Raw genomic sequence first — 18,275 nt, 5'->3', positions numbered from 1 at the left:
ATTTTATTATTTCCAATAATTGTTCTGTTCAATTTTATTGTTCCGCGATAGTACTTCCTGCGCAATGGGCCAATAGATACCCCCGTTTTTGACCATTGCATTGAAGGTGGGATCATTATTCAGCAGCTTTTTCTCACGCACTACATCATACCATCTCCAACCTTCACCCATCAACTCCCGCCTCCGCTCTCTGAATATTTCATCAATAAGCTGGCTGCCGGAAAGAAGCGGAGAAACGGGGTCGATTGACCGTTTTCCTCTCAGTGTATTTAACAGATTACGAGCATCTGCTTCTCTGCCCAGGGCAGCGAACGCTTCTGCACGCAGCAACAATATTTCCTCCAGTCTTGTAAATACAATAGAAGAATTAAACACAGCGAATTGACCGGTATTTACACCGCCGTCTACAACCCGGATCTTTTTAAATACCGGGATTTCAGCATTATAATTTTCAAAATAGGTAGTATACAAAAGCGCGGGCGTATACTGAAAATCATATCCAAACCGGTCGTCGTTTCCATTGGTTGAAGGAAACAGATTTCCGATTGTCGATTTATCTACATAAATATCCGGAAGCTTTTTAGACATGTAGAAGCTATTGGTATTAGCCAGTGTTAGATTTTCAATATGACCATCTACGGTTGTCTCGCCCCGCTCCTTAGTAAAATTGAACCCGATCAACTGTCTGTAATTATTTGTTCCGCCGGCAAAGAAACCAGAAGGACTTACGAGAGTGGATACCGGAACATAATCCAGATTGCTTTTGGTATAATTATTTGCTACCACTTCAGTATAGATCGAAGCATCTATATAATTTCCCTGCCATGCCGCAATATGAGCCAGCAACGCATAGGCAGCCAGGCGTGTTAATGGTGCATTTGCCCAGTAATCAGCGCTTTCATTGTAATAATTCGATGGAAAGATCTGATCCGGATCTATGGTCGAATATAAATACGGCAATTTACCCGCCACTTCCTTCAGCTCCGACGTAGCAAAGGTTAAAATAGCATCTTTTCCGGTAATAGACATCGCATCAAAATTGCCTCCCTCCCCGGAGGAAGTGGAGAACGGGATATCTCCCCATATGCGCACCATATAAAAATAAAGGAATGCTCTCAGCGCTCTTGCCTGTGCCACATCCAGGTTATAGTAGGCTTCTGTATAGCGAATGTCATTTAAACAGCCAGACACACGCTCGATAAACAAATTGCAGGCATTAATTGCCGCGTAAAAAGAACGCCAGTTCGATACCTGTTGTAATAACGGGTACCCGGCGTTGAGTTTACCGCTTATCACCGCATTCAGATCAGACCGCTGCAGCGATTTAAAGTCTCCCTGGCGGAGCTCTCCGCAGATCCAATGCGTATTGTTCTGTGCAAGCGCGGCCCGGGTTAATCCATATAAGCCGATGATACCGCTACGCGCGTTTTCATAAGAAGACCAATGCCCTTCTTCATCGGCTATTCTTGTTGACTGAAGATCAAGTTTTTTATTACAGGATGCGGTAATGAGTATTAACAGTAAACCAATACCACAGAATTTTTTCCAATCAGTATATAAAATCTTCATATTACTTATTTATACGCCGTTTTTAATTAAAAAGACAACCTGAATCCCAAGATAACCGAACGTGGCATTGGCAATGCGTTTCCGGTGTACAGGCCATTGTACGTTGCCAGCTCCGGATCATCCCCTTTAAACTTGGTGAATGTTGCAAGGTTTGTTCCGGTTATATATATCATAGATCTTTTAAATACGTTACTGGCTTGACCCGGCATTTTTGAAAAATCAAAGCCAAGGGAAACTGTTCTCAATTTTGCATAAGAGGCATCATCCAGGAAGATATCCTGCTCGAGTCTGTAAGGGACTACATCACTCCAGGGATTGTACATCGGATAACCCGTCAGGTCCATTTTCTTTTCCCAGTATGTAATTTCCTTGATTGAGTTGATATCATTGGCAACCTCGGTATTGATAAAGTCCAGGCGCTTGGAGGCGTATTGGTTCAGTACTTTTCTACCCAGCGCAAAGTAGAACTGGAAATCAAGACTCAATGCTTTATAAGAAAGCGTGCTTCCCAAACCGCCACTCATTTTTGGCAGATAGTTCCCTTTTAAAACCTTATCATCATTATTGATCACATTATCACTGTTCACATCACGCCACTTAGCGTCACCTATCTGAAAAGGTACACCCTGATAGTTGAATGTTACACCGTTTTTTTGAGGAATATCACTCGTTCCTGAGAACGTTCCCTGATTTTCAAAAACCCAGAACTGATCAATTCTTTCCCCCACAACAAATTTGTTCCTTCCAATAACAACTTCATTTACGCCACCAGGTAATGCCTTTAACTTATTTTGATTATAATTCAGGTTGGCATTTAACACCCATCCCATTTTATGCGATGCAGCAGCAGAGATCGTCGCATCAATAGAAATATCTACTCCTTTATTGTTTACAACCAACCCGGTTTTATAGGCACTGTTGTATCCATACTCTACCGGAACAGGCATTGCAAACAATCCGTTTTTATCATCCCTGTTGTATGCGTTTAATACAACTTTCAACTTATCGTGAGCCATACCAGCTCCCACACCAATATTGAAGTTATCTACATACTGCCATGGAATTTCGTAACCCACCCAACCGGTAGAATAGGGACGGGACAAACCTGCAATACCGTTGATCGATCCTAACGTAGGTTCATTACCCCAACCCAGATCCGCCCGGTATTGCGGACCTGAAGAAAACCGATCATCAGAATACGTTTTCCCCAATCTTGACCAACCTCCGTTTATATATAAAGTACTGAATTTATCCTGATCCTTCAGAAGTGTTTCTTTAATATCCCAGTCTAAAGAACCACCATAACCGGTAAACCATTTATAGCCCAGTTGCATGGTGGAAGAGCCATCCCTTCTTACCAATACATGTGCTTTTAGTTTATTCCCAAGATCCCACACCGCATTCCCATCAAATGAAGTAAGCGATGTGCTCATCATACTTGGAAAGAAATAGGGGATAAAGCCCTTTGACTGCAGATAATCGGCCTGGGAGGCGTCATAATCTACTACATTTATTTTAATGAAATCATTGGGGCCATTGTATGCATATGCATAGTTATATTTATAATCATCCTTATAATAATGCTGTCCTCCGTAAATGGTAATAGAATTATTTGCATCTACATCAAGTTTATAAGAAAGGATGTTCGACAGATCCAGTCGCTGGTTAGCTCCGAAATAGTTGGATACAAAGTTGGTACCCTCGTTTAATACGGTAGGCCAAAATGCATCCCTGAACTCTTCGCCATAATTCAATGCAATGCGACCCTGATAGTTGAAATTCCCGAATTTTATTGCTGTAGCCAGATACCCGTTCAAAACATGGTTTACGTTATTATCCAATGCACCATTGAATGCCGAAAGATAAGCTCCGTAAAGATTTTTGTTAGGTGTGAGCGGATTTGTCAGATCCGGAGTATACCGGATCTCCGCCAGTCTATCGGTGATATTTCTGTTTCTTTTCCTGGAAAGCCAATTGTAATCAATTTTTGTTGAAAACGATAACCATTCATACGGTACAACATTCATGCTCAGTGCCGCATTGTACCGGTTGATGGATGTTTTATCTGCACTATTCGCATTTTTTAATGCGCTTACAAAACCCCTTAATGTAGCCCTTCCTGTTCCTGCCGTTACGCTTGCATCCGCTGAATAGATCGGTGTATTTTCATAATACAGATCTGTCCAGTTACTGGGGCCATAATAATCAGCATTGGTAGAATCTCTCAGGAAAGCGGGGTAGTTTAACCTCCGGGATGCGTTGCCAAACTGGTTATAAAAAGGCCGTCTGAAATCATTTTCATATGCAGCATTTGTAACACTCACATTCGGACTTGGAACAACACCAAAATAGCTGTTTACAGCAATGCCAATATTGCGGGGTACTGCAGGCGTGGTAGTTACCCAGATAGCGCCTTTAGAAGCCAATGGTCCAAGCGATGCCAGACGTACAGGATCGTTGATCACTTCAATGGACTCAATATTGTTCTGGTTTAATATAGCTAACACATCTGTAGCAGAGCCAATCGGATTAAAGTCATACTTCTGTATATCGTACACAAACGGGTTTCTTGTAATCTGTGGTATACCATCAATATACACCACGGCTTGTTGATCATATAGTTCCCGATTGCTTAATAACGGCGCACCAGCCCCATGTATCAGAATATTTGTCAATGTTCCGGGTTCACCGCTGGGTTCCTGAACATATACGCCGGCGGCATTTCCTTTAAGCATTTGCGCAACAGAAATGTAGGGCTGATTGGTAATCAGATTCATTGGAACCGCATTAATTGCGGTTTTCTTAAATCTTACCGGAATTTTTGCCGGTTCATAGCCAAATTCTGATTCCTTATTGGCATTTGTGATCAGACTGTCCTGCTCGCTGTCTGTAGCAGTTGAATCCTGAGCATGCAAACGCCCTAAAGCAGTCATAAAGCATACAAACAAAAGGAAGCCTTCTAACCTTAAAAATCGTTTTATTCTCATTTTTATAGCCAGTTTTATTTGCTATTCATTTTTTTTCAAAAAAGTCCCCTCCGCTTTTTTAAGCAAACTTTTTTTTACTTAAAAAAACAGCCGGTGTTTTCTTACTAACAACAAAATTTTATGAAGCCGTCTACTAAAATACAGTCGCTAACTTTCAATCAATCTCTGCAAACAAGCTTTGTTATTTTTAGAATCTTTCTACTAAGATAGTGGTCTGAAAATGATATTTGGTTAAAATTTCGTGCGCAAACGGTTGCTCAAATCCTACTTTTTTTAAGAAAACTTTATGCAATCGTTTGCGCTACTGTTAATTTTATGATAAAACAGACAGTTCATTTAGGGGCACCATGTTTAAGAAAGCCACTTATATGGACATTATTTTTTTATCGGCTCCTTTAGCATTTTGCTTAAAAATTCGGGTGTTATGCCGATGTAGGATGCTACGTATTTCTGGGGAAGACAAGTGATGAGCGATGGGTACTGGCGGCAGAAGCTGGTGTACCGTTCTTTGGCGGTAAGACTTAACGAATCGATCAGGCGGTGCTGGTGGGTAGCAATGGACCGTTCGGAAAGGATCCTGAAAAAACGGTCGAATGTGGGTATTTCTTTATAGAGGCGTTCCAATTCGGGGATGCTGATCAAAATGACCGCACTATCATCCACCGCATCAATATTCAGAGAGGCGGGCGACTGCTCCAGCATACTGCGCATATCGCCGATCCACCATCCGGGCGGCGCAAATTGCAGGATGTGCTCGAACCCGTTTTCATCTACGGAATAACTTCTCAAACATCCTTCTACCACAAATACCAGGTAACGCTGTACATCCCCTTCCTGAAGAAAGAATTGCTTCCGCTTAACGGTTCTCATCTGGCAGGCAGCCACCAGCTTTTGCTCGTCATCTGCCGTAAGCGTTACATGTTTCCGGATATTTTCCAACAAAAACTGCATTGCCGTAGTCATATATTTTTTATTTATTAGCAGGAAGTGATCAGTAGCATCTAATATATTCACCCCCGTTTACTTCTTTCTATTCACTTTTCATTTCCTCTTCTCAATACCCCAACAACTCCTCAACCGATTGTTCCAGCCGCTGTTTTGCCAGGAAATTCTTTTCCAGTTCGGTATTAAAGGGAATGGGTGTATCCAGCGAAGCACAGCGTAGCACCGGTGCATCCAGCATGCTGAAACAATGCTCACTGATCCATGCAGCAATTTCTGCGCCTATGCCCCCGGTAAGCGTATCCTCGTGTAATACCAATACTTTTCCGGTCCGTTTTACGGAAGCACGGATGGCCGCATGATCCAGGGGCTGCAGGCTGCGCAGGTCCAGTAACTCCACAGAGATCTCCGGATGTGCAGCGGCATAATCCTCCGCCCAGACCACACCCATGCCGTATGTAATGATCGCGATATCGGTACCCTCCTGCACCCGCCGGGCTTTTCCGATTTCCACCACATAAGGTTCGTCCGGAACCGGTTCGCTGATGCTCCGGTATAAGGCCTTATGTTCAAAAAACAATACGGGATTCGGATCTTCAATTGCCGCCATCAGCAATCCTTTTGCATCCACGGCTGTAGAAGGATATACCACCTTCAGTCCGGGCGTATGCACAAACCAGGCTTCATTGCTCTGACTGTGAAACGGTCCGGCCCCCACGCCGGCACCGGTGGGCATTCGTATCACCACGTTGGCCGCCTGTCCCCAGCGGTAATGGATCTTCGCCAGGTTATTTACGATCTGGTTAAATCCTACCGACACAAAATCGGCAAACTGCATTTCCACAATGGCCTTTTTACCCTCCAGGTTCAACCCCAATGCGGCGCCCAGGATAGCACTTTCGCAAATGGGCGTGTTCCGGATCCGTTCTTTTCCAAATACAGCCACCAGTCCTTCTGTTACTTTAAAAGCACCCCCATATTCTGCAATGTCCTGCCCCATGATCACTAGCTGCGCATCTCTTTCAAGGCTCTGATAAAGCCCGTCCCGTATGGCCTCCACAAACCGCTTTTCGGTTGCCGGCATTTCATCCGTTACTGTTGGCAAAGCGGTTATCGCGGGTGCGGCATAAACAGCATCCAGCTCTGCTGCGGTATCGATGATCAAAGTGCTTCCGCTGTCTGCCGCTTCCAGTTCCGCTTCGATCTGTTGCTTCAACGTCTGCCGGATGGATGCTATTTCATCTTCTGTAAGGAGTTGCTCTTTTAGTAGTTGCTGTTCATACTGCGCAATGGGATCTTTCTGCGCCCACAGATCAAAAAGCGCATCGGGCACATATTTGGTTCCGCTGGCCTCCTCATGTCCCCGCATCCGGAAGGTGGTGCATTCTACCAGGTAAGGTTTCTGATTCCGGATACAATAATCCCTTACACCCTTTATAGTATCGTAAACCGTCAGCAGGTCGTTGCCATCAATCGTAATGCCTTCCATACCATAGCCGCGGGCCTTATCTGCAATGGAAATACAACGGAACTGTTCCTGAACGGGCGTGCTCAGCGCGTACCCATTGTTCTCCACCAGGAAGATCACCGGAAGATCCCATACAGCAGCCACGTTCAGCGCTTCGTGAAAATCGCCTTCGCTGGTGCCGCCTTCGCCACTAAACGCCAGCACCACTCTGGAGGTTTCATTTAGCCGGTATGCCAGTGCAGCGCCATCCGCCACGGCCAGCTGTGGTCCCAGGTGCGAGATCATGCCACAGATATGATGTTCCGGGCTTCCAAAATGAAAGCTTCGCTCCCGGCCCATCGAATAGCCCTCCTGCATGCCCTGCCATTGCATAAACAACCGGCTCAGGGGCATATTGCGGGCGGTAAACACCCCCAGGTTGCGATGCAGGGGCATGATCCATTCATCCGGATCCAGCGCCAGCGTAGCTCCCACGGCAATGGCTTCCTGGCCGATGCCGCTGAACCATTTGCTGATCTTTCCCTGCCGCAGCAGGATGAGCATTTTTTCCTCGATCAGCCGCGGGTACAGCAGTTGCCGGTACATCTCTTTTAACTGATCCGGACTCAGGCCTTTTCGATCCATTGTCATACTACAAACCTAATGAATCGTTTTCATTTCTGATCAGCTGCTGATGCAACGAAGCACAGAATTACCCGGCGTTTCTAACACATTGCAGCGGACGGTTATGCTCACAGGAGCAGCCATCATTTCACTTTTTCTGATATCCCGGGGCCTCCGTGTTTTGTGCCCCCAAATGCTTTATCCCCAAATAAAACCCTATTTTTACTTTGGACAATGGCGAACACTATTTTTCCTTTTTGATCATTGATTAAACCCTGCCAGTATTTCATTCATGAAGAAAGTTATAGCCGTTCTGTTGGTTTTAAGTATGATTGCACCTGTTTTTGCACAGGAGGAGACCGCTGCTTATAAACAGGATACCAGTTATTATCAGCGGTACAATCACCGGCTTACACTGGGGCCGCTCCTGGTTAAGAAAAACAGCGTGTATTCCATCCGGTCGCAGGACGGCAGTTTTCCCCTCAAATATTCGACCAACAATCCCACCCGGCTCGGGCTTTCCATCGGGTACGACTGGCTTTCTGTAAGTGGTTCTGTAGGATTGGGCACCCTGGATCCGGATTATAAAAAAGAAAAAGGGAAGACCAAATCCGCCAATTTCCAGATGTCGGTAACCGGGCAATCGGTGCTGGGCGACCTGCATTTCCAGGTAAACAAGGGATTTTATTTAAGAGGGCAGCAGGACCCCGACTTTGCGGGGGGCAGTTATTATGTACGCCCCGATATCAAAACACAGATCTTCGGCGCCACCATCCGGAAGATCCTGAAGGGTGACCGGTTCTCAATAAAAGCACCTTTTGTATATGACAGCTGGCAGCAGCGGTCGGCAGGTTCATTTTTGATCGGCGGAGAATTCATTTACGGAAATGCAAAAGGCGATAGCGCTTTTGTGCCCGTAAACCTTTCTTCCTCCTTTCCCAATGCATCCATCAATTATATGCGCTATATCATGTTTGGTCCTACGGCCGGCTATGCGCATACTTTTGTGATCAAACGTCATCTTTTTATTACCGGGGTAGCTTCGGTGAACGGCGATGCGGCACAAACCTTTGAAAAAACAACAACGGGTGCACAGCGAACACGCTGGTATTTTAGCCCGAACCTGAGTGTACGCGGGGCCATCGGATACAATACCGAAAAATGGGAGCTGGTGGGCTCTGTGATCTCTAACCGGTTCTTTATCGGTTCCAATGAAAAAGATGCCAACTACCAAAACGCCTCCGACCAGTTCCGCCTGGTTTATGTGCGGCGCATCCATGCCGGAAAAACCATCCCGGCCGTGATCAACTGGGGGCGCCGGGCCATTCACACCCTTGGGTTTGGATGGCTGCTGGATTGAGGCGTTTCAGGTTTCATGTTTTACGCTCCACAGTTCTAAACCCGGAACTTAAAACTTATACAACCGTCAGCTCATAAAAAGCCTCGGGGTGCAGGTATTTATTGGCCATTTCCTGAAGATCGGTTGCAGTGATGGTTTTAATATTCTGTATGGACCGTTCAAAAAAATCATTGCTTACACCATTCAGAATGATATTCTTCCACCGGGCAATGATGTGGAACGGGCCATCCAGGTCGCCCAGGATCGATCCCATCATAAAGTTTTTTACCAGCAGCAATTCTTCCGCATCTACCGGTTCTTCTCTTAAAACCGCCATTTCCTTATATACCTCTTCAATAGCTGCGGCGCTTACCGCTCGTCCGGCTTCGGTTGAGATCATCCAGCCGTTATCATACCGGTTGTTGAGCAGGTAGCTGTGAATACCATAGGTATAACCTTTTTCTTCCCGGATATTGGCCATTAACCGGCTGCCGAAATAGCCGCCAAACACGATGTTCAATACCTGGCATTTTAAAAAATCCGGGTGATGCCGGTTAAAAAACGGCCGGGCGATCCGTATGGAGCCCTGGTTATTTTTATCGTCATTAATCACCGTATGCTTTTTCTCTGCCGAGGGCTGAACATCAAACGTCTGATTTTTTACCGGATTGTTCGGTAAATCACCAAAATACTGGTCTAATAACGGCCCCACCTGTTCCGGTAACCGGCCGGCGATAAATATTTTCAAACTTCCGTTGCGGTAATAGGTATCATAAAAAGCCTGCAGGTCTTCTCTTGTAAGACTGTCAAAATCTTCGTGCCGGCTAAAGCGGCCATAGGGGTGTTGTGCACCAAAAAGGTATACATCGATCAGACGTCCGGCAACAAAACTGCTCTTCTTCAGGTTTACATCCAGCTTCTGCTTCATGTTCTGCACCGCTATTTCCATCTCCTTCAGGGGCAGCGTGCTGCCGGCAATAATATCTTTTACAGCCGGCAATAACTCCTTAATATGTTTTGTTAGGCAATGCAGGCTGATGGTGGCTGTTTCTGCATAACAATTGCGGTTCAGGTAGGCACCATAGTAATCAAAGTATTCATTGATTTCATAGGCATTCCGTGATTCGGTTCCGTTCTTTAGCAAATGATTGGTTACGGCGGCCTGTAAATTTTTTGTTTCGTACCAGTTGCCCGCATCAAATACCCATTCTACCTGTAATACGTCTTCGGTTCCTGCGTCAACCGCGTATACTTCTACCCCGTTTTTGAGAATGTATTTCTGGTAGGGTTGCAATTGCAAATTAAAGTTCACCGCATCCACAATAGGAGGGGCCACGCTTCTGTCTGGCATTGTAAGTTTCTTTTAAACCGCAAATATACGGGTGATGCCCTCACCGGGCCCGAAATGTGTGATAATAGTAGGGTAAATGTATCCGCCGGCATCCAGCCATTACCTGGCGGCTTCCCCGGTTATACCGAAATGGATTCTGTAGCGGTCGTTTTCCGGTACAGGCCAACCAGCAGGTGGGCGATAAAAACCAGCTGCACCAACACAAGCGCGGCTATACTGCAAACCACTACAGCATTGGTATCCCGGAAATCAGATGCGGGCTGTTCCGTGCCTGGGTGTGGCAGGTTATCTGACAAGCTATCCGGATGCCTGTCCGTATACCATAAAACAAACAAAACAATGACCAGTGTTGCAAGCGTATGAAACCAGGTCAGCTTATTTGAGAAAAGGATGTTGTGCGTTGCGATATTCACCAGCCACAATAAAAAAAGAAAGAAAGCGGAAAGGCCAAGGATATGCCCCTGTGCGATCACAAACATCGTATCATGCAAATGAATATCGATCCATTCTTTATTACTGGCAAATAGTCCGGCTATAAACAATGGAACAGCGGTCACCAATAATAAAATAAAGGGCATTCTCTTAAGCATGTCTTGATCTGTTGTCGGGCAAAGGTAATAACTTAAACGACCGGTAACCGCATTACAGCTGAATTGTTTTGGTACGGGTTTAACCGTATCAAGGGCTGTTTATGCCGGCAACACTGTGCATACCGGCCATAACCATAAAAAAATACTGTGAAACAACCAGTTGTAAATTTTTCGAAAATTTAACCGGTGCTTTTATCTACAAACTACCCCGAAGCAGTTACGCATCCGTTTTACCCTGCTTTTTTGCTTCCTGCGGCTTATTCCGGTTGGGTTTATGCCTGGGGGGTTGGGGACGTGCACCTTCCGTCTTTTTTTGCGGGGCCTGGCCTTGCTGCTTTGCCGGCTGTTGCTGCCGTGAAACCTGCTTTTGGCCGGTGGCCGGTGTACGCTGTTGTTGCTGCTGCTGTTGTTGTTGCTGCTGATTTTTCTTTTGCTGCCGCTTCTTTTTATCGGCCCGTTCCAGGCTGCGGAGGCTGATCTGGCCAACCACATCCACAAATTCCGGTTCCACTTCTACGGTTTTGGAACTGGTTACCTCTACCGGCTCCAGCTCCTCCGGCACTACATTCTGCCGGTTCAGCGATTTGATCTTACGGACTCTTTCAATGGTGAGGGGGTATTGCTTATTGCTATCGGGCAGCGAATACCACATCAGGTTTTTGAAGATGTCTTTTTTTATGAGATAAGCCGTTCCCTTGACTACCTGTAACTGGTCGCAATCATTCGGAAATCCCTGAAGGGCATCCAGATAGGTATCCAGCTCATAGTTCAGGCAGCATTTTAAACGGCCGCACTGACCGCTCAGCTTGGTTTGGTTAATGGAAAGATTCTGATAACGGGCCACGGTGGTATTCACCGATTTAAAATCTGTAAGCCAGGTAGAACAACAAAGTTCTCTTCCGCAGCTACCAATTCCGCCCACTTTTCCGGCTTCCTGCCGGGCACCGATCTGGCGCATTTCTACCTTTACCTTAAATTCCTGGGCATATACTTTGATCAGTTCCCTGAAATCAACGCGTCCATCGGCAATGTAAAAAAAGGTTGCTTTTCGTCCATCGGCCTGCATTTCTACCTGGCTGATTTTCATATTCAGGTTCAGCTGTTTGGCAATGGCCCGGCTCCGGATAACGGCTTCCGGTTCCCGCTCCTTATTGATGCGGCGCTGATCCAGATCCCGGTCGGTGGCGATGCGCAATATCTTTTTCATATCGGGGTTTTCTTCCTTCACCCCGTATTTTTTCATCTGCAACCGTACAATTTCTCCTGTAAGCGACACTTCGCCCACATCAAAACCACTTACGCCTTCTACGGTAACCAGATCTCCTTTTTCAAATAACTGCAGGGTTGTATTTCGGTAAAAATCCTTTCTTGTACCCTTGCTAAAACTGATTTCCACAACGTTACACTGGTCTTCCGTGTTCGCCATGGGAAGATTCCGCAGCCAGTCATATGTATTCATCCGGTTACAACCACCGGTACTGCAGCCGCCATTACTTTTGCATCCGGTTGGTTTTCCACCAGTGGCGGTACCGCAACTTGAACAACCCATTCTGAATTTTTTATAGGGAGGGTGGCAGAGAACTGTGTACTTTTGATGTAATATTATTATACCAGGCCAAACAGATGTATTGGTCTTACACGCAACAATAACCGATAAAAAACGACCGGTTAGATTATATCTGGTTAATAAACGGCAAAAATCAAGTTCACGGAACTCACAAAAACTTCAACACCCCATTTGTTTTAAAAAAATCGATTCCTCCTCTTACCAAACACCTCATTCATTCAAAAATACGATTTTGTCTTTAATGATATGATAAATTTTGATGGTAAGTGCCATGAACAGCATTTTGCTGTTGGCATTCCGTTCTATATAATAAGCCGCATTATCCAGCTCCCCGATAATGGCTTCCTGCTGTTCCATTCCGGTGATCTTGTTAAGACGCATGGCAAAGTCGCGGTCTTTTTCGGGATATCCTTCGCCGGCATTTTCAAATAACTGCACTCTTAAAGCCAGTTGCAGCAGGTGGTTAAAATACTGCAGGAACTGTTTTTGCTTTTCCCGGCCCAGCTTGCTGATCTCATCCACCCATTTCGATTGCGCTACCGGACCTGTTTTCATGATCGCATTCAGCCAATCGCGCAACAGTTCCTGCCAGTCTTCATCGGCATGCTGCACCATTTGCAGGGCCATATGATAATTTCCCTGGCTTACAACAGCTATGCGGGCGGCTGTTTCCGGGTTGGTATTGTTGCGTTCGATGAGGGCGGTTTCAATTTCCCGGTCTTCCAACAAGGGTACTTTTATCAGCTGCACCCGGCTGAGGATGGTGGCCAGTATCTGGCTTTCATTTTCCGCTACCAGTAAGAAAACGGTGTTTGGCGGCGGCTCCTCGATCAGCTTCAGAAGCTTGTTCCCTTCATTGCCCAGGTATTCGGGCAACCACATCACCAGTACTTTATACTCGCTCTCAAAGCTTTTTAAGTTTAATTTTTTTATGATATCATTGCATTCCTGCGCAGTGATATTGCCCTGCTTATTTTCGGCACCAATAAATTGCAGCCAATCGTACGCGTTCCCATATATGTACCCTTTTAAAAATTCGCGCCATTCAACAATATAATCCGTGCTGATGGGCGGCGTTCCCGCTTTTTTGGTAACTACCGGATAACTGAAATGAATATCCGGGTGTGCAAAAGCAGCCGCTTTCACGCAGGACGGGCAGGTACCGCAGGAATCATACGTAACGGCGTCCTGCGGAGGTTCCGGTTCCGCATCTCCAAACAGGGATGGACCCTGGGGAGCGGCCGAAAGAGGTCGGCTGATCCGTTCACAAACAATATATTGGGAAAAAGCCAGGGCCAACGGTAAGGCCCCGCTGCCTTCTTTTCCTAAAAACAAAATCGCGTGCGCCAGCCGGTTCTCCTTCATTAGTTCGGGGAGCTCTTTTTTCAAGGTATGCTGGCCAATAACCTGCTTAAACTGCATAGGAAACAAACCTACGTAAAATTTCTCACTCGGTTTTTATCCTGTCGCCGGCCGGGGCACATACGAAATGCACATGCACGGGAACCTCCATTCCCCGGGATACGCCGGACCGGGGAATATCCTGTGTAGAACGGGCGATCCATCTTCAGGTTGCCTGTTAATTTCCATAAACATACACTTCGGCAATGCTGGAGAACGGAACCCGGTAGCTTTCGGTAACCACCAGTTTCAGATAGCGGCCCGATGCATTGGTGGTGGCGTTGATCGTAAGCTTATCACTTTGGGTAGACGGATATACGCCCGTACCAATCAGTGTCCAGTTGGGTGATGCAGCGTCGCTGTCATTTCCAAGATATACCAGCACCGTTTTTGCATCTGTATTGCCCGGCCTCCGGTAAATCTCAAGATATGCGGCTTTTTTGGGGGTTTTCATGTCAATGACCGCCCAGTGCGGCAGGGGCGCATTGGATGGATCCCATTGGGAATGCCAGTAACTGGACAGGTTACCGTCCAACAGCGTATTCTTGCCTCCGCCGTCGCTGGCGGTTTCATCCGATACTGCCAGAACGCTCCATCCTTCGCGATTATATACATATGTGCTGGGGAAGGCGGTTGGATGCCCCACCCATTCCGTGTAAAAGGTATCGATGGATTCTGATTCCGGGATGTAGAGCGACCGGTGCTCAAATGTTGTTGCTGCTTTTACATCAATCGTTACATTAAAGTCTCCCGCCGGCATCCGCGTGGTATGCAGGCCGCCGTCCTTGCCGGTATACCGTATTTCTGTAAAGATCATTCCCTGCGGAGCTGCATACCATTCAATGTCTCCGCTTAGGTCCGTAAGCACCAGGTCCTTTACCCTCCGGTTAAGCAGGGTGCCGGCATACATATCTCCGTAGGAAGACCCAAACTGTGTATACAGCAGCGATTTGTTACTGAAATTATCTACGGAATAAATATCAAATGAGTAGGTCTTTTCGGCCATATTACCCAGGTTGGCCTCCATAGAATCCCTTCCTTTTTTAAACTGCACCGGTATTACCAGCGAGTCCTTATGATTATTCCACAATACCACCAGCTCTTTTACATTAACCCCATTGTACATCCACAATCGCATTTTCAGCCGTCCTTTTCCAGGAATGAACACCACCGAATCGGGCTTGGGGGCATATACCACTTCCCCATCTTTTATATATTCCTTATGCACGTCTGTATATTTATCACAGGAATACAGTGTTGCGGCAAGTGCTAACAGTAACAGAATGTAAAAACTATATAGATTTTTCATACATATTTTTATTTGGGCTCACCATAAAAATCCACATCCGCCGGATGGGTAAATGTTGTTCCTCCCCAGGTAGACCGGATCACAATCCGTATATACCGCATGGGGGGTTGATCCAGTCCGAAAACAAACTCATGGCCATTCTCCGCAACCCGGAGGTCTTCATCGGTAACCGTACCGCCGGAAGCCCCCGAAGGTTTTGTGATTTCACCGCTCATGATCTTGGTCCACTCACCCCAATCTCCGCTCTGGGAAGGCTTGTCCACACGACCATATACATCAAACTCCCTTGGGTTACCCCAGTTATAATATGAATCGGAGAATTTGCGCTGGAAGATCACGATGCGGCTGATCTTCGCCAAGCCGGCCAGGTCAACGGTAAAGGGCGCCGGCAGTGAGTTTGCGGGAGAGTGGCCAAAGGTATTGTGATCGTCATCGATAATATAACCATCCATTCCTTCCCAGTTTGTAAAGTTCTGGTCGTTGGCCAGCTTCATAACGGTCATTCTCGACTTGTTCAATTTTGCCTCATACAGGGGGGTTACCGTTCCCGTCGGCGGCGCAATGGAATCCGACCGGTTGCCATAATTATCCTTAATCACCACACTAAACTTCCGCGGTACCGGATTATACCCCCGGATGCTTTGAATGGCAGAATCAGCGTTGGAGGTGATGACCCTCACCAGCTGCATCCTGCCCAAAGAGTCAGGAGTAAAAAATTCGAAGGTAAGCGGCGACCGGTACTCATTTTTCCACTGGTACTGCGCCCCTCCGAAATCGCTGATAATATGCATGGTTTTGATGGTTTTGCTGATGGGCGACTCCAGCGGCTGCACCTGTACCTTTACCGGGTCCGATAATTCCTGGGCCCTGTTTACGGTATATATATTTACCTCATGCGGCTGCAGGTCATTAAACCCCATTACCGTAAGCTTGTTCTCGTAAAACGAAGAAGACGACTCCAACTGTTTTCCGTTGGAGAGCGTGTACACCGCTTTTACACCCAGTATATCTTCCTGGTTGGGGATCTTATAGCTGATCAGCGCGCCACCTGCCAAATTCTGAACGCTTATTTCCGTTACCGGCTGTGGTTTTCCCAAACTTTTGGAAATAGGTACATTTCCCGTTTTGGTACACGCGACAAACAAACAAGCGGTTAACAACAGTAAAAAGAAATGACTTTTCATGATTACAAATATTAAAGATGATCACCAACCCGGGTTTTGCACCAGTTGCGGGTTCCGGATTATATCGTCAAGCGGAATGGGTGCAAAATAGTCGCGCACGGTAAACTTCTGTGTGTAGATGGTTGTTACTGCGTAATACTCTTCTGCTACCGCGGCGTATACATTCCAGCCCTGCACGGGGCGGTTCTGTTCCCTGATGGCTGTTTTCCACCGGCGGCTATCCCAATAGTACGATGATTCGCAGGCCAGCTCTATCTTTCTTTCCTGCTGAATGATCTCGCGCATCCCGGCTTTTGTTGTTGGCTTCTGCGGCTGATTCGAATAGTTGCTCCAGCTTGCCACAACACCCTGCAGACCTGCACGGGCGCGCACCTGGTCTACAACCTGGTACACTTCGCCATCCGGCGCGGCTTTGGATTCATTGAGCGCCTCAGCGTAAAGCAGCAACAGGTCGGCAAAACGCATGTCGGGGTACGGATAGGTTTCTTCAGATACGCTATTGGCATCCCTCCAGGTAGTATTCATCGATACCAGTTTCTTTGGCCAGTAGCCTGTGGCATTGTATTCGCCCGGGTTGAAAACCGAAGAATATTCTCCGAAACGGTTTTTAGGATAGCGGGCATCGATATCTTTTTCGGGCAAATTGTTATAATGATTTCCATACCACCGTCCCCGGTCAAAACCCAGGGTGGCATAATAACGCAGCTCCCGGTCAAAATTGAGCGAAGCAGTGGTTTCGCCCTTTGCGATCAGCACATTGTGCGCATCATCTCCTGTTCTTATATTATACCGGCCGGCATACGGGTAGGTTTTATCTTCATTAATAGGCACTCCTTTATTAGAATAGAATGTTTCTACAGTGGACAGCGGTACGCTTAACGTACCGGTATTGGAGGAGGGCGTTGACGTGCCCTGCTCAAACCGGGTAATGGCCGCAATCTGGTAACCCCAGTTTGCCGGGTAAGAAGAGTTACCCCAGATGATCTCCGGATTCCATTTCTGCGTTACAGCGCTCCTCAGTGTATTAATCACAAGGGTGGTATCGGAAGTGCTTTTGGAAGAAACCGCCAGGAAATCCGCCTTTTGATACAATCTTATTCCGGCTTCTGTGCAAACATCAATCGCTTCTTTACAGGCAGTAACCGCCGCCGCCCAGCGGGATGCATTGTAGGTTTGGTTAAAAAACGGTTCATTGTCCTGGTTCACAAAACCGCTGTAGTCACCATTTCCGTTAAACAACGGACTGGCCCAGTACACCGATACCAGCGCTTTAAGAAAATGCGCAACCGGCAGTGTAAACCGCCCGATCTCTGTAGCACGGTTTTCAATGACTTTAGGAAGTGCGTTGCTTTTGATGGCTTCATCCAGCAGATCCATTACATATTTAAAACAGTCGTCAATTTTTTCGCGGTATACCCGTATCCCTTCTGTAGATGCGTTCACCGGTGTATTGGTCCTTAACGGGCAGATAGGTCCGTAGTACTTGATCAGGTAAAAATGATAGTAGGCCTTTACCACTTTGATCTCGGCCTTCATGCGCTCTTTTTCATATTTGTTCAGATCCTGAACGCCCTCTATCCGCTCCAAAAAAGTATTGCAATCCCGTATGCCGGCATACAGCGAACGGATAAACTCTCCTTTGGATCCCCAGTAATTGATGAGGTTTTGCGTGGCACTGTTCTCTCCCAACGCGGCCTGCATACCTCCCTGGTTCCTGCGGTCCTTGTTCAACGTAATCTCAAAAGCACCCAACATAGCGGGGTTCTCATTCCACCCCGCCGATTTCGGGATGCCCCAGTAACAGGTAGCCAGAAATTTCGTGGCGTTGTACCGGTCGGAAAAAGCGTTGTCCAGTGTTGCCACGTTATCCGGAACCACATCAAGAAACTTACCACAGGAACCGGCTGCAGATGCCAGCAATACAAGAACCAGCAGCTTGATAAAAAAGTTCTTCATGATTGATTG

At 46.6% G+C, this 18,275-nt stretch carries 12 protein-coding genes; 1 reads left to right on the top strand and 11 read right to left on the bottom strand.

Features of this window, described 5'->3' with window-relative positions; translation table 11 throughout:
- Window positions 1–6: 6 nt before the first annotated feature.
- From LQ567_RS17880 to LQ567_RS17865, 4 genes are all read right to left on the bottom strand, one after another.
- Window positions 7–1,569, bottom strand: a complete 1,563-nt coding sequence (locus tag LQ567_RS17880; RefSeq protein ID WP_231006867.1) for a RagB/SusD family nutrient uptake outer membrane protein — start codon at window positions 1,567–1,569, stop codon at window positions 7–9.
- A 26-nt stretch (window positions 1,570–1,595) separates the two neighbouring features.
- A complete protein-coding gene (locus LQ567_RS17875; protein ID WP_231006866.1) occupies window positions 1,596–4,556 on the bottom strand; it encodes a TonB-dependent receptor plug domain-containing protein in 2,961 nt (986 codons plus the stop codon).
- A 375-nt stretch (window positions 4,557–4,931) separates the two neighbouring features.
- Complete coding sequence (locus LQ567_RS17870; protein ID WP_231006865.1) at window positions 4,932–5,519, bottom strand: Crp/Fnr family transcriptional regulator; 588 nt, start codon at window positions 5,517–5,519, stop codon at window positions 4,932–4,934.
- Window positions 5,520–5,610: 91 nt separating this feature from the next.
- The gene (locus LQ567_RS17865) at window positions 5,611–7,596 is read right to left on the bottom strand and encodes an alpha-ketoacid dehydrogenase subunit alpha/beta (RefSeq protein ID WP_231006864.1); all 1,986 of its coding nucleotides are present in this window, start codon (window positions 7,594–7,596) and stop codon (window positions 5,611–5,613) included.
- 265 nt (window positions 7,597–7,861) lie between these two features.
- On the opposite strand from LQ567_RS17865, the gene LQ567_RS17860 reads away from it, so the two are divergent.
- Window positions 7,862–8,929 (top strand): DUF4421 family protein, encoded by a 1,068-nt coding sequence (locus LQ567_RS17860; protein WP_231006863.1) that lies wholly within the window; start codon window positions 7,862–7,864, stop codon window positions 8,927–8,929.
- A 55-nt stretch (window positions 8,930–8,984) separates the two neighbouring features.
- Here LQ567_RS17860 and LQ567_RS17855 read toward each other — a convergent pair whose 3' ends face one another.
- From LQ567_RS17855 to LQ567_RS17825, 7 genes are all read right to left on the bottom strand, one after another.
- On the bottom strand, window positions 8,985–10,259 hold the full coding sequence (locus LQ567_RS17855; protein ID WP_231006862.1) for a M16 family metallopeptidase: 1,275 nt from the start codon (window positions 10,257–10,259) through the stop codon (window positions 8,985–8,987).
- Window positions 10,260–10,378: 119 nt separating this feature from the next.
- Window positions 10,379–10,849: a hypothetical protein gene (locus tag LQ567_RS17850; RefSeq protein WP_231006861.1), complete on the bottom strand. Its 471-nt coding sequence runs from the start codon at window positions 10,847–10,849 to the stop codon at window positions 10,379–10,381.
- A 217-nt stretch (window positions 10,850–11,066) separates the two neighbouring features.
- Window positions 11,067–12,398 carry a PSP1 domain-containing protein gene (locus tag LQ567_RS17845; protein ID WP_231006860.1) on the bottom strand — a complete coding sequence of 444 codons (1,332 nt, stop codon included), beginning with the start codon at window positions 12,396–12,398 and terminating at the stop codon, window positions 11,067–11,069.
- 228 nt (window positions 12,399–12,626) lie between these two features.
- Window positions 12,627–13,838 carry a DNA polymerase III subunit gene (locus tag LQ567_RS17840; RefSeq protein ID WP_231006859.1) on the bottom strand — a complete coding sequence of 404 codons (1,212 nt, stop codon included), beginning with the start codon at window positions 13,836–13,838 and terminating at the stop codon, window positions 12,627–12,629.
- 157 nt (window positions 13,839–13,995) lie between these two features.
- Window positions 13,996–15,126, bottom strand: coding sequence for a DUF4998 domain-containing protein (locus LQ567_RS17835; RefSeq protein ID WP_231006858.1), 1,131 nt, complete (start codon window positions 15,124–15,126; stop codon window positions 13,996–13,998).
- Between the two features lie 8 nt (window positions 15,127–15,134).
- On the bottom strand, window positions 15,135–16,310 hold the full coding sequence (locus LQ567_RS17830) for a DUF5000 domain-containing lipoprotein (protein WP_231006857.1): 1,176 nt from the start codon (window positions 16,308–16,310) through the stop codon (window positions 15,135–15,137).
- Window positions 16,311–16,331: 21 nt separating this feature from the next.
- The gene (locus LQ567_RS17825; RefSeq protein ID WP_231006856.1) at window positions 16,332–18,266 is read right to left on the bottom strand and encodes a RagB/SusD family nutrient uptake outer membrane protein; all 1,935 of its coding nucleotides are present in this window, start codon (window positions 18,264–18,266) and stop codon (window positions 16,332–16,334) included.
- Between the last annotated feature and the right edge of the window lie 9 nt (window positions 18,267–18,275).

This window comes from Niabella pedocola, from assembly GCF_021044425.1.
GTDB lineage: Bacteria > Bacteroidota > Bacteroidia > Chitinophagales > Chitinophagaceae > Niabella > Niabella pedocola.
The sequence above is the reverse complement of the archived record's forward strand: the minus strand, read 5'-3'. Positions and strand labels throughout refer to the sequence as shown.

Coding starts and splice junctions, on each gene's coding strand:
- LQ567_RS17875 (WP_231006866.1), bottom strand. CDS start 4,556: ATGAGAATAAAACGATTTTTAAGGTTAGAAGGCTTCCTTTTGTTTGTA.
- LQ567_RS17860 (WP_231006863.1), top strand. CDS start 7,862: ATGAAGAAAGTTATAGCCGTTCTGTTGGTTTTAAGTATGATTGCACCT.
- LQ567_RS17835 (WP_231006858.1), bottom strand. CDS start 15,126: ATGAAAAATCTATATAGTTTTTACATTCTGTTACTGTTAGCACTTGCC.
- LQ567_RS17870 (WP_231006865.1), bottom strand. CDS start 5,519: ATGACTACGGCAATGCAGTTTTTGTTGGAAAATATCCGGAAACATGTA.
- LQ567_RS17865 (WP_231006864.1), bottom strand. CDS start 7,596: ATGACAATGGATCGAAAAGGCCTGAGTCCGGATCAGTTAAAAGAGATG.
- LQ567_RS17850 (WP_231006861.1), bottom strand. CDS start 10,849: ATGCTTAAGAGAATGCCCTTTATTTTATTATTGGTGACCGCTGTTCCA.
- LQ567_RS17845 (WP_231006860.1), bottom strand. CDS start 12,398: ATGGGTTGTTCAAGTTGCGGTACCGCCACTGGTGGAAAACCAACCGGA.
- LQ567_RS17880 (WP_231006867.1), bottom strand. CDS start 1,569: ATGAAGATTTTATATACTGATTGGAAAAAATTCTGTGGTATTGGTTTA.
- LQ567_RS17840 (WP_231006859.1), bottom strand. CDS start 13,838: ATGCAGTTTAAGCAGGTTATTGGCCAGCATACCTTGAAAAAAGAGCTC.
- LQ567_RS17830 (WP_231006857.1), bottom strand. CDS start 16,310: ATGAAAAGTCATTTCTTTTTACTGTTGTTAACCGCTTGTTTGTTTGTC.
- LQ567_RS17825 (WP_231006856.1), bottom strand. CDS start 18,266: ATGAAGAACTTTTTTATCAAGCTGCTGGTTCTTGTATTGCTGGCATCT.
- LQ567_RS17855 (WP_231006862.1), bottom strand. CDS start 10,259: ATGCCAGACAGAAGCGTGGCCCCTCCTATTGTGGATGCGGTGAACTTT.